11 protein-coding genes are annotated in these 12,752 nt (G+C 38.0%); 2 read left to right on the plus strand and 9 right to left on the minus strand.

All coding sequences use genetic code 11. The features are described from left to right. The first annotated feature begins 82 nt into the window (after nucleotides 1-82). Entirely contained in the window at nucleotides 83-2,236 is a 2,154-nt protein-coding gene (gene pilM / locus AC07YC_RS11345) for a pilus assembly protein PilM (protein WP_336635353.1), read from the plus strand. Between the two features lie 53 nt (nucleotides 2,237-2,289). Here pilM and AC07YC_RS11350 read toward each other — a convergent pair whose 3' ends face one another. The 9 genes from AC07YC_RS11350 to AC07YC_RS11390 all read right to left on the minus strand — a co-directional run bounded on the left by AC07YC_RS11350 (nucleotide 2,290) and on the right by AC07YC_RS11390 (nucleotide 12,257). After that, a complete protein-coding gene (locus AC07YC_RS11350) occupies nucleotides 2,290-2,781 on the minus strand; it encodes a YtxH domain-containing protein (protein WP_336635352.1) in 492 nt (163 codons plus the stop codon). A gap of 137 nt (nucleotides 2,782-2,918) precedes the next feature. Then, nucleotides 2,919-3,416, minus strand: a complete 498-nt coding sequence (locus AC07YC_RS11355; protein ID WP_043990204.1) for a DUF948 domain-containing protein — start codon at nucleotides 3,414-3,416, stop codon at nucleotides 2,919-2,921. 108 nt (nucleotides 3,417-3,524) lie between these two features. Next, complete coding sequence (gene murC, locus AC07YC_RS11360) at nucleotides 3,525-4,838, minus strand: UDP-N-acetylmuramate--L-alanine ligase (protein WP_008176739.1); 1,314 nt, start codon at nucleotides 4,836-4,838, stop codon at nucleotides 3,525-3,527. Nucleotides 4,839-5,067: 229 nt separating this feature from the next. Next, a complete protein-coding gene (locus AC07YC_RS11365) occupies nucleotides 5,068-8,205 on the minus strand; it encodes a DNA translocase FtsK (RefSeq protein ID WP_336635351.1) in 3,138 nt (1,045 codons plus the stop codon). 261 nt (nucleotides 8,206-8,466) lie between these two features. Beyond that, nucleotides 8,467-9,081, minus strand: a complete 615-nt coding sequence (gene ytpR, locus AC07YC_RS11370; protein ID WP_336635350.1) for a YtpR family tRNA-binding protein — start codon at nucleotides 9,079-9,081, stop codon at nucleotides 8,467-8,469. Further along, nucleotides 9,078-9,902, minus strand: coding sequence for a DUF1444 domain-containing protein (locus AC07YC_RS11375; RefSeq protein WP_036149456.1), 825 nt, complete (start codon nucleotides 9,900-9,902; stop codon nucleotides 9,078-9,080). Before AC07YC_RS11375 ends, ytpR begins: the two co-directional genes overlap by 4 nt. Nucleotides 9,903-9,974: 72 nt before the next feature. Beyond that, a complete protein-coding gene (locus AC07YC_RS11380) occupies nucleotides 9,975-10,493 on the minus strand; it encodes a hypothetical protein (RefSeq protein ID WP_336635349.1) in 519 nt (172 codons plus the stop codon). A 105-nt stretch (nucleotides 10,494-10,598) separates the two neighbouring features. Further along, on the minus strand, nucleotides 10,599-11,120 hold the full coding sequence (locus tag AC07YC_RS11385) for a DUF84 family protein (protein ID WP_336635348.1): 522 nt from the start codon (nucleotides 11,118-11,120) through the stop codon (nucleotides 10,599-10,601). Between the two features lie 60 nt (nucleotides 11,121-11,180). Then, the gene (locus AC07YC_RS11390; RefSeq protein WP_494919403.1) at nucleotides 11,181-12,257 is read right to left on the minus strand and encodes a M42 family metallopeptidase; all 1,077 of its coding nucleotides are present in this window, start codon (nucleotides 12,255-12,257) and stop codon (nucleotides 11,181-11,183) included. Nucleotides 12,258-12,421: 164 nt separating this feature from the next. Here AC07YC_RS11390 and AC07YC_RS11395 point away from each other — a divergent pair, with 164 nt between their 5' ends. Further along, on the plus strand, nucleotides 12,422-12,736 hold the full coding sequence (locus AC07YC_RS11395) for a peptidase M4 (protein WP_025116981.1): 315 nt from the start codon (nucleotides 12,422-12,424) through the stop codon (nucleotides 12,734-12,736). Nucleotides 12,737-12,752: the final 16 nt, after the last annotated feature.

Here is a 12,752-nt window from a genome sequence, read left to right on the forward strand (position 1 = left end):
TTCAGAATGTCACGCATTTTTAATTTAGCGCTTCAACTCGCTAAATTGAAATTGAGATATAACGCGAAAGGAAGCGATTACATTGAGTTCTAAATTATTTGCACTTGATATTGGTACACGCTCAGTGGTCGGCATTATTCTTCAAGAAGAAAATGACCATTATCATGTAGAAGATATTGTAGTGAAAGAGCATAAAGAACGTGCCATGGTGGATGGTCAAATACATAATGTCATGTATGTGGCAGAATTAATAAATACAATAAAATATGAACTTGAAGAGAAACACGGTCCTCTGACGAAAGTAAGCGTTGCAGCAGCGGGCCGATCCTTGAAAACTGAACAAGCTAGCGTGACGATCAATATACGTAATCGTCCTATTTTTACAGAAGAAGATATAAGTCGCTTAGAGCTCCAAGCAGTTCAACAAGCCCAACAGCAACTTTTACAACATAAAGAAGATGCCAAAATAAGCCACTATTACTGCGTAGGCTACTCAGTCCTCTACTATCGCTTGGATGGTGAAGAAATTGGCAGCCTCTTGGATCAACAAGGAGACGAGGCACAAATCGAAGTCATCGCTACGTTCCTACCTCGTGTTGTAGTCGAATCACTAATTGCCGCTTTAAAACGAGCTGATTTAGAAATGGAAGCTTTGACATTAGAACCTATTGCAGCTATTAATGTCCTTATCCCTTCCACGATGCGTCGTTTAAATGTGGCTCTTGTCGATATAGGCGCGGGTACTTCTGATATTGCCATTACCGATAAAAGTACTGTTGTAGCCTATGGTATGGTTCCAACAGCAGGCGATGAAATAACAGAGGCTTTAAGTGACCATTATTTACTAGATTTTCCTGTTGCCGAAATAGCAAAGCGTCAGCTTCAAACGGCAGAAGAAATATTAATACAAGATATTCTTGGTTTTGATCAGTATTACCCAAAAGCTGAAGTTTTATTAGCAATTGAACCTGCTGTCAAACAGCTTGCAAAGTCCATTGGAGAAGAAATTTTACGTCTCAATAACCGTGTGGCTCCAAAGGCTGTTATGCTTGTTGGCGGAGGTAGCTTAACACCTAACTTAACAACAGAACTTGGACTAGTCCTTGATTTACCAGCAAACCGTATAGCTGTTCGAGGCATTGATGCTATTCAAAACCTTACTAAGGAAGAGCATATCAAAGCATCGCCAGAGTTAGTTACGCCAATCGGTATTGCCATAGCAGCGAAAAAAATGCCTATTCAATATATGAGTTTAACGGTAAATAATCAGGTGGTTCGTCTTTTTGAGCTAAAAGAAATGACGGTTGCAGATGCATTTTTAGCGGCTAATATCCGTGCTAAACAATTGTATGGAAAACCTGGTCACGGCTTATCTATTAGTGTTAACGGACAAGATATATTCATTCCAGGTGGTCATGGACAGCCAGCTGAAATAATAGTCAACGGACAACAAGCATCAACGAAAACACTAATTAAAACAGGCGATGAAATTCAGCTAGTGGAGGGACAAGATGGACAGCCAGCCACAGTAACGGTGAGAGATCTTATTGATGATGCTGCAATTAAAACCATTACTATCCAAAATACAAAATATGTCATTGAGCCGAAAATTTTAGTCAATCACTCCCCCGCATCGCTGGATACAGCTTTGAATGATCGGGATAGTGTCGTTTTTGAGATAGCTGAAACCATTGAGGAAATTTTTAAAGTCACAAACAACTGGCATTTATTGAAGCAATTTGAGTCTTATACAATACATGTCGATGGACAGCCATTATTTTTACCTGAGTTTTCTTCCCAATTAACGATTAATGGGAAAACTACTAAATTGAGCTATGCAGTGCAAGATGGTGACATGATTAACTTTCAGCAGCAATCATTGCCAACTGTTCAGCGCATTGCAGACCAAATGAATCTTTTACTGGAAGATAAAATCATCATTCATTTCCAAAATGAAGTAGTGGAGCTTTCCAAAACAGTACATGAAGCACTGGTCAATCAAATGATTGTAGCTCCTCTTTCAACTGTGCCCAATGGAGCCACTGTATTATTTACAGAGAAGGATCGCAGTCGTTGGATTTATCAAGATGTATTTCGCTTTTCTAATTGGCAGCTCCCAAGCACATTCAAAGGAAATTTCACGATTTTAAGAAACGGCCAACCTGCAAGTTTTGATATGGAAATTTTCGGTGGCGATCGACTTGAAATATTATTAGCTGAAACCCCTATCGCATAAAAAAAGGGATACGTTACACGATGATCATGTAACGTATCCCTTTTCGTTATGCATTATGCACGTACTTCTTCATTTGAGTCTTTTGTTTCGCCTTTTTTCTCTTCTGCTTTTACTTCTTCGTTAGGAACAAAATCCTCAAGTGGTTCTTCACCCTCAAAGGAAACCGTCCCATCATCAAAAACTGTAGGAGCCTTTGCTGTTTTTAAAGTTTTTACTTTCTCCACTAATTGTGTAGATTGTTCTTGAATTTGTTTAGAAAGTTGAACCGTTTTATCTTTTGCAGTTGTCGAGAAGTCTGCACTCTTATCTTTTAAATGAACAGCTTGTACAGCCACATCACTACGTAAATCTTTTCCTGATTTTGGAGCCAACAGTAGACCTGCTGCAGCACCTACAATTCCACCTACTAATGCGCCAATCACAAAATCTTTCATGTTTACACGCTCCTCTTCATAAATCGAATCTTGCGAATGATAAAGCTGAGGCAATGAACTTTCAAGCTGTTTTTCCTTTACTTCGTTAAAATTTGGCTTTTGAGTTGTCATGCAACAATTCCTCCCCATCGTATTATCAAATTTGTCTAGACAGGTTGTCCATCTACTTTTTACAGATGCATGTTCAACTTATGTCCAAGACTTTATTTTTATTCAGACCGTACCATGTACTTACTGAATAATTTTTACTATTTACGACCCCATTTTCTTTTCGGCTTTTCTACTTGAACTGTTTCAAAGCCATACACATCCTCAGATACAGTTTCTTGCTCTATGATTTTGCGCTTTTTCCATTTATCGGCAATGCCCATTGCAACATTGCTCCACTGTACTACTTGCGCAATTTTTTCCTCATTTTGTTCTACACTTTTAGAAACAGAAGAAGTAATTTGCTGTACAGAGTTATTTAAACCATTGACAGAATCACCAATACCTTTAACAGCTTGAACCACTGAATTTAACTGTTCAGATTTATGTTGAATATCCTCTGCTAAGCTATTTGTTTTGGATAATAAAGAAGTTGTTTCTCGTGTGACCCCTTCCATTTGTCCCTCAATACCTGATAAAGTGCCAGATAAACTACTTAAGATGGACTTGAGCGAGAATAATGTCATTCCTACACTCACGCATAAAATTAAAAACCCGATTGCAGCGATAATGGCTGCAATATACAAAATCACTTCCATAAGTTGACCTCCTGCTAGTAAATTCTCTTTACTATTACTTTCCCTATCTTCGACAAAAAAAACGGAATTCCTGCTCAAATTTTAAAAAAACAGCTTAACCCCTACGGACTAAGCTGTTTCATCGTTTTTAAGCACAGCTTCAAAAGCATCTTGGAATTTAGGAACATCTCCAGCACCCATAAATAAGAATACTGCGCCTTGATGTTTTGTTAGTATATCAATTCCTTCAGTGGTAATCACTGCACTGCCCTCGATTAATGACGCCAAATCTTGAATAGAAAGCGCGCCTTGCGTTTCTCTTGCAGAGCCAAAAATATCACATAAATAGGCTGTATCTGCAAGGCTTAGACTATCTGCGAAATCTTGTAAAAAAGCTTGTGTACGTGTAAATGTATGTGGTTGGAATATAGCAACTAGCTCACGATCTGGGAACTTTTGGCGCGCTGATTGAATGGTAGCACGGATTTCCGTTGGATGGTGGGCATAGTCATCTATTAATACATTATCCCCTATATCTGTTTCAGTAAAACGTCTTTTTACACCTTTATACGTGTGCAAACGATCCTGAATAATATCAGGTGAAATTCCTTCATATTCGCATAGAGTAATGACCGCTAATGTATTTAAAATGGCGTGATCCCCAAATAACGGAATGAAGAAAGTGCTATAAAATTCATTGCGAACAAAAACATCGAATTTTGTACCTTCTGTCGTTTTTTCAACATTACGAGCTTCGAAATCATTCTCAGATCCAAATCCATAATAAACAACTGGAACTTTTGCTTGGATACGTTGAAGCTGTTCATCATCACCACATGCAATAATAGCTTTCTTTACTTGTAAAGCTAATGATTGAAAAGCAGAATAGACATCATCTATATTTGCAAAGTAGTCTGGGTGATCAAAATCAATATTTGTCATCACCGCATAGTCAGGATTATATGCTAAAAAGTGTCGGCGGTATTCACACGCTTCCATCACAAAGAAGTCAGCATTTGCATGGCCAGCACCAGTACCATCACCAATTAAATAGGATGTTGGTTTATAACCACCTACCACATGTGCCATTAAACCAGTAGTTGAAGTTTTACCATGTGCACCTGTTATGGCAATGGATATATAGTTACCAATATATTCTCCTAAAAATTTATGGTAACGAATAATCTCTACGCCGATTTCTCGGGCACGAATTAATTCTGGATGATCATCAGGAAAAGCATTACCTGCAATTACAGTCATGCCTTCTTTAATATTATCTGCATTAAATGTAAAAATTGGAATATTACGTTCACGTAACGGCTGCTCCGTGAAGAAATATTTATCGACATCTGAGCCCTGTACTTGTTCACCAGCATCAAATAAGATTTGTGCAAGTGAACTCATGCCAGAACCTTTAATGCCTGTGAAATGAAAAACTGTCATTAATTAAACCCCCCGGGAATTTCAATATCCCATCTATCATCTATTAGGTGTAACGTATTATTTCACGATTGATTAGGTATTAATACCTTCACAAGTATTAAAAAATACGTACTATTCAACACATCTTGTCTATTATAGCACTTTTTATGCATAAGGATAGATGTGTAACTTTTCTAAAAAAACTAATTTCGGCGTAAATTAGATAATGTAGACGAAAACAAGACAATTCTTATTCAAACATAGTAATTAAATCTTCTTCCGTAATGAAACTTTCACGCGGCTTACTACCTCTTGCCTCTGAGATAAAGCCATGTGATTCCAACATATCAATTAAACGAGCAGCACGATTATAGCCAATATGATATTTTCGTTGAATCAAGGACGTAGAAGCTCCACCTTGTTCAAAAACAAAACGGCAAACATCTTCAAACAAATCATCCTGTTCTGCGGATACCTCTGTTTTCTTCAATAGCTCCTCTTGATCAAAAATATAATCGGGCTCTCCTTGTTCACGAACATGCTCGATGATCGCTTCAATTTCATCATCTGTAACAAATGTACCTTGGAGACGTACTGGCGCTGACATACCGTTACCTAAATATAGCATATCGCCTCTTCCAAGTAACCTTTCTGCTCCCTGCCCATCCAAAATTGTACGAGAATCAATTTGTGAAGATACTGCAAAGGCAATACGTGTAGGAATATTGGATTTAATTAACCCTGTTATAACGTCTACAGATGGTCTTTGTGTTGCAACAATTAAATGGATTCCACATGCACGTGCCTTTTGAGCAATACGGCAAATTGCCTCCTCTACATCTGCTGGAGACATCATCATTAAATCGGCTAACTCATCAATAACAATTAAAATATATGGCAATTTCAAACTATGTTCATTATTTTTATCTGCTATTGCATTATAGCGCGTAATATCCCTTGCCCCTGCATGCGCAAACAGTTGATATCGACGTTCCATTTCCTCCACTGCCCATTTAAGAGCTGCAGTTGCAGCCTTCACATCTGTGATCACAGGGCTAACTAAGTGTGGGATATGGTTAAATGGTGCCAATTCCACCATTTTAGGGTCAATCAACATTAGTTTTAACTCATGTGGTGCAGCTTTATATAATAAACTAACCAAAATAGAATTGATACAAACGGATTTACCTGAGCCCGTCGCACCGGCAATTAAACCATGAGGCATTTTTCGTAAATCCAGTGTCACAGGCTTACCTGTTAAATCAAGACCTAATGCTGCCTCTAATGGCGAATCTGATTCAAGGAAGGATGCACTATTCGTCACTTCTGATAATCGTACAGCTCTTGATACGCGGTTTGGAATCTCAATACCAATCGAGCTTTTCCCAGGGATCGGTGCTTGAATACGAATATCCTTTGCTGCTAAAGCAAGCTTTAAATCATCTGCTAAATTTCTGATTTTGCTTACCTTCGTACCATGACTCACAGTAATTTCGAATTGAGTAACTGCAGGTCCCTGCATAATCGATTCGATTTGGGCAGAAACCTGGAAATAAGAAAGTGCTTCCACCAATGTATCCCCTTGTTGCTCCATCCAATCTGTATCCTGTGTTTTTTCCTCTGGTAGCTCTAAATATTCGTCAGTTGGCTTTTGATAAACGTGCACAGGTATTGCTTTTTCCTCAACTGGTAGCTCTAGTTCAGCTTCTAAAACCTGTTCTAGATTTTCCACGGGTTTTACTGGAGAATCCTCTACAATTTCAGAATGAACTTCAGTTACTGAAATGATTTCTGATTCTAGTTCTGTTGTTGCAGCAACTTCATCAGCACTAATTCTTGCAATCTCTGCTTCTTCATTCGAGGATACACGAGTCATAGTTGTTACAGGAGCCATTGTAATAACCGCTACTGGATTATCTGATTGGGCTTCTGTAATGAGATCTTGTCTTTCATTTTCGTGCCGATTGTACTCAACATCTCCTTGAATTTGACTGAATAAAGCAGATTGTGAATCACTTTCTTCCTCTAGCTGTGGTTCAACTAGCTGTATAGCATCTGTATCTATGCTCACCGAAGGCAGGGATTGTTCCTCTTCTTTAGCTTCCGTCACATCCATCAGCACATCTTCTACTGCTTCCGGATTACTTTCCACACGAATAGGCTGCGCCATTTTGATTTGTTGTTGAATCCGCCATTTTTCTTTATCCGTTTTTAACATGAGGACATTGAATGGAATACGACTTTTTTCTTCCTTTGGCATAGCATCAGATGATTGTTCATCCATCCCCATCTGATAGTCCTCTTCATTACTCGAAGGCTGTACGACAGTTACCTCTCCAATATGAATGGTAGAATTTTCAATTTGAACTTGTTCCACAATCAATTCTTTCACATGAATCTCAGACTGATCTGCAGAAAGCTGCTGTAAGGTTTGATCTTGCATAGCAGCTTCCTTCACTTGATCTTCAAATGCCATGGCAAGAGGTGTGGTTGGTGGCACCACGATATTTGTTGGCGCACTGTCGGGTACACCCTTTTCTTCATCCAACAAATCAGCATCAAATGTAATAGGTTCGACAGTAGGTTCATGGAATTCTTGTTCCATTTCAACTTGATGACCTGTACTAGGCGGCTCTTTTTCTTCTAGTATATTTTCATTAGCCTCATTTGTTGTCGCTTCTTTTAATGGCTGATGAATTGTCCATACATCAGGGGTTGTCCTAGCCGTTTCTTGTAGCTCATGTTCTTCTTTTCTTTTATCTAATAATTCATTGATAGGACTTGGTTTTGCAAATCCATAAACGGGTGAAGGTACATCCGTTGGGATAAAGCGTTTCCGATTTTCAAGAAAATCGCTATCTACTTTTTGAGCTTTTTGTTCTTGCCACTGTGGTTTATCTTTTGGTGCAGATGTTGTCTTAGGTATAATTGACTCTTCACGATCTTGTGCATCTCGAAATACTAAACTTGCTCTTGAACGGTGTTCCTGTTCGACCGGCTGACTTTTCACAGTTGTTTTTCTACCAGTGCGTTTTGAACGACTCGCTAATAAATCTCGAATCCCTGATACATCTACATCATAAACGCTTGAATCAACAATATGATGATTTAAATGCTTGGGTAAGGATAAATCCTCGATTTGCCCATAATAATCATCATTCTCTACCTGATTGAACATTTCTTTTGGGGGTGCTTGTGATACAACGCCTTCCTCATCATCGTCAATCAATGGGAAACGGAAAGTTTTTTGCTTAGTCATTGGTGCCTCTTGCTGAGTATGTAACTGTTCTACTTGTTCCTCTCCGTAGTCCTCATAAAATTCTTCATACTCGTATTCATATTCATCTTTATTTAAAATTTTATTTATTTGTTTTTTAAACCAGTTCACTTCGTTTCACTCATTTCTCTTACACTTCATTTATAGCATTGTCTAGTATTGCACAAATCAATAGCTCAATGTCTATATCAAAAGCATACCATAAAAACGCTCGCGAAACTTGCATTTAGAGGCTCATTCTACACAAAAAAATCGTTATGTTACTAGCATATTAGTAACATAACGATTTAGGGAATTTCACCTTGATACATTGGATAATATCATGATAAAAATTTTGAATTTTAATAATTTTATTATCAAAAAATGAGTTTATTATTTACCCGATGATTCAAATGCACTACCTACGATAGCATCTTCAGGCAAAACTAAAATTCCTTTTTCAGATGGAGCATTAGGAATAGCTAGCTCACGTGCTGAACAAAGCATGCCAAATGAATCTACACCTCTTAAATTTCCTTCTTTTATAAGCATTCCTGAAGGCATTACCGCACCAATCTTTGCAACTACTACCTTTTGCCCTGCTTCTACGTTAGGTGCGCCACAAACAATTTGTAAAGTCTCATCTCCAACGTTTACTGAACAGATACTTAATTTATCAGCATTTGGATGTTTTTCTTTCGTTGCTACAAAACCTACGACAAATTTCGGAGAGAAATCAACATCTAGGCTAATGTTAGCACCGTTCTTTTCGATTGCTGCTACTAATTGTTCTACTAACTCTGGCGTAACCTCAACTAATCCTTTTGCATCTGTTTGTACATATTGGCTCGCATTAAATAAATTAAAAGCTTTAATTTCACCCGTTTGAGCTTCTTTTAATATAGCAATATCCCCAGCACGCTCTACTACTGTGTTAACGATAGACTCCGTTGCTAGTTGAACTAGTAATACATCTCCTACATGCTCTTTGTTGTAAAATACGTTCATTGTTTTTCTTGCTCCTTTTTCACTCTGTTTTTTGCTAAAATAAAGATCGGTTCTAATTCCCCGTCTTCATAGATAAAAGATAATGACGTGATCGGTACTGTACCGACTGCAAAAAAATGCATCGTCATCTGTGCTAATACATCATACCCTGTTTCATTCCGAATATCACCTATAATTAGCACATCTTGATGGGGCACAGATAATGTCATATCCCCCTCCACTTGCGTACGCATTTCTTTTAAAAAGCTCTCATTTAAAATTCGGCTTGCATCATAACCATCATTCATATTAACAAAATAAAAGATATTATTGGCGACCTCATCCTTTTTATAAGAGGTTGGTAATTGTTTAACTGAAAAACGTGCCATTTCACGAATTTGCTCTACACTTAATTGTAAAGCTTCCAGCATAGATTCATCGATAAAACGATAGGTTTTGCCTAAATCAAGCGCATAAAAGATGCGTGTTTCCGCTGTATGGTCTGTTGTAATAAACGCATGTCCCTCTTTTGATGCTTGAGGATAGGATGTCGCACGAATAACAGGATAAATTTGTGTAGCCGTTTGGAAACCCTGTTCTTTTTCTTGTTCCATCGCATTAAAAGTTTGCGTAATCGTATACACAACCTCATCAATAGCTGCTTCTTGCTTATCATTGTATTTGGCTAAAATCCCAGGTAGCGAGAGCTCCATACCTTTTTCAATCGTCTTATGATTCAATCTTAATTTATCGTGCTTTTTATCGAAATGAAAATCGTATTTCTCTTCGTTTAATCGTTTTCTTAATAGCTCTACAAGCTGCTCTGATTTCAATTGCTTCATATTTTCTCACATCCTATCTTCAAAATGAAACGGCTCACATGTTTGTGAACCGTCTTGTTCAATCTTGTTTATTTACTTCATCTTAACCGAATGAACGATTTTCGTCATCTCACGCAAATTATCTTCTATATGTTTGGCTGGAGAAATCGTGGTCATTTTCACGCCACCACTACTCACAATGAGCTCCATTTCATTCTCATCATCTGTTTTTAGTATAGCTGTAAAGCCAAAGCGACCATCTTTATCATAAGTAGTCTCCTCAATGATTTTATCAGCTTCATTGTCTTTTAAAAGATGATAGTAAAGTTTACTATCTTGTGCTTCTTTATCGTTAATGAAGAGGATATAGCTTTCTTTTCCTTTTGAAATAACAATATTGTAAGCATCTGAACTATCTTCAACTTTAAAATTTGAAGGTAAGTATAAATTAATATTCCCAATTTCCTCGGTATGTTCTTCAGGCTCTTCTGCAAAAACCGTTTCTGTGATTTGAAGTCCGTTGGCAATTTGCTCATCGATCGATTGATTGCAGCCAGAAAGCATCAGAAGTAACAGCGTCAGGCCAATAACTTGTAGCCATTTATATGACATGTCTCTCTTCCTTTCTCTTGCACTACTAACTAACTTTTTTTCTATTTTAAAAAAATTATTAGGAAGATGCAACCTCTCCGCATGCGCATCACTAATTCCATTTAACTATTTTTCGGTAAATGTGAACAAATATTGACCAACCAATAGTGATACAATATGCTCAAACATCATTTGTCTGCTTACTAAACCTTGTGTAAAAATCCCTACTGCTCCAGTGCCCTGACGAATATCCCTGCGCTGTGTATATTGCTCCATGAGTGGACCAAGCTCTCCGCCAGATCTGATTTCCTGGGCAATTTCTTTTGGTAAAATAATTTGTGCACCTGCCGCTGTAAATGTTGTCCCATCGGATACTGTTAATGCACCCCAATTACATACATATATTTCACCTTCTATTTCAGTTACACCACCTTCTAAACCAAAGGATAGTGATGCATCGGTTTTTATTATGGCATTTTTCGCGCGGTTCATCGCACCTAATCTCGTTTCTTCATTCGACATAGGCTGATCTGATACTTCTGAGGCAGCTTTCACATAGCTAAAGGTTGTATCCTCAAAATATTTTTGAACTACAGCTTCAACTGCTTCAGTTTTCGCTTTATTAGTTGTTCCAATTGCTATTTTCATCAAACCCCTACTTTCTTTCCATAGAAAAAGATGCCTTTTTACAGGCATCTTTCCAACTTCTTATACATTAGCGCGAATAGACTCTAAAGTCGAACGATCTGCTTTTTTCACTAATTCAACAATTAATGCTTTTGCAGCAGCATAATCATCAATGTGAATGATAGACGCAGATGTGTGAATATAACGTGAGCAAACACCAATTACTGCACTTGGTACACCGTCGTTAGCTGTATGTACTCGTCCAGCGTCAGTTCCACCCTGTGATACAAAGTATTGGTAAGGAATATGGTTGGATTCAGCTGTATCTAAAATGAATTCTCGCATACCACGATGTGTCACCATTGTACGGTCAAGAATACGAAGTAATGTTCCTTTACCAAGCTGTCCAAATTGATCTTTTTTACCTGATGTATCATTTGCTGGTGAAGCATCTAATGCAAAGAATAAATCCGGTTTTATCATGTTTGCTGACACTTGAGCACCACGTAAACCAACCTCTTCCATTACATTTGCACCTGAATATAAATGAGACCCAAGCTTATCATTTTTGACTTCTTTCATTAATTCAATTGCTAAACCACAGCCATAGCGGTTATCCCAAGCCTTGGCCATAATTTTTTTCGGATTGGCCATTGGTGTAAATGGACAAACAGGAATGATGGATTGTCCTGGACGAACGCCCAATGCTACAGCATCTTCCTTGCTGTCAGCGCCAATATCGATTAACATATTTTTTATTTCCATAGGCTTAGAGCGTTCTGCATCCGTTAATAAATGCGGTGGGATAGACGCGATAACACCAGGAATAGCCCCATTTTTCGTATAGACTTCTACACGTTGTGCAAGCATAACCTGGTTCCACCAGCCACCTAACGTCTGAAAACGGATCATGCCATTATCAGTAATAGAAGTAACCATAAATGCTACTTCATCCATATGACCTGCAACTAAAATTTCTGGTGCATCTGCAACATCACTATGCTTTACACCAAAAATCCCCCCCAAATTGTCTTGAACGATTTCATCTGAATACTTTTCCAACTCAGATCGCATGAACGCGCGAACAGCGTGCTCATTACCAGGAGCACCTGGTAGCTCTGTTAATGTTTTAAATAATTGCAATGTTTCCTCATTCATGTTGACTCTCTCCCCACGAAGTAGAATATTCTTCCTCGCCTATTGTAACATATTTATTTCCGAATTCGAAATATTGATACATTTCCTAAAACGGTTATCATGTGAACGTGCATTCACTCTATAGGCTATGCTAAAATATAGGTACAGAAAAAGGAGGAAGATGTATGAAATTACGTGATTTTTTAATTGGTGTTGCAACTGGCTTAGCTGCCGCAGTCATTATTAAAGAAGCTAGTGAAAAAGTTTCTCCGTTCGTACCTGCAGGACAAGTACTTGAAAACATAAAAAAAGAATTTAAAAAGGATGCACCGATTGACGGTTCCTGGATTTTTATGAAAACAGAAGATTTTACAAATGGTATCATTACAATTCCTGTCTACCGTGGAGGCATCTCCCGCATGCATGAGGGTGACATGCAAACATTTGAATTTGCAGCTGATGCACGCTCGGGCGTTGTAGTGGAATTAACAGAGGTTTAGCCCTAAAATAAGCAAA

The organism is Lysinibacillus sp. GW247-5R2A (assembly GCF_059424475.1).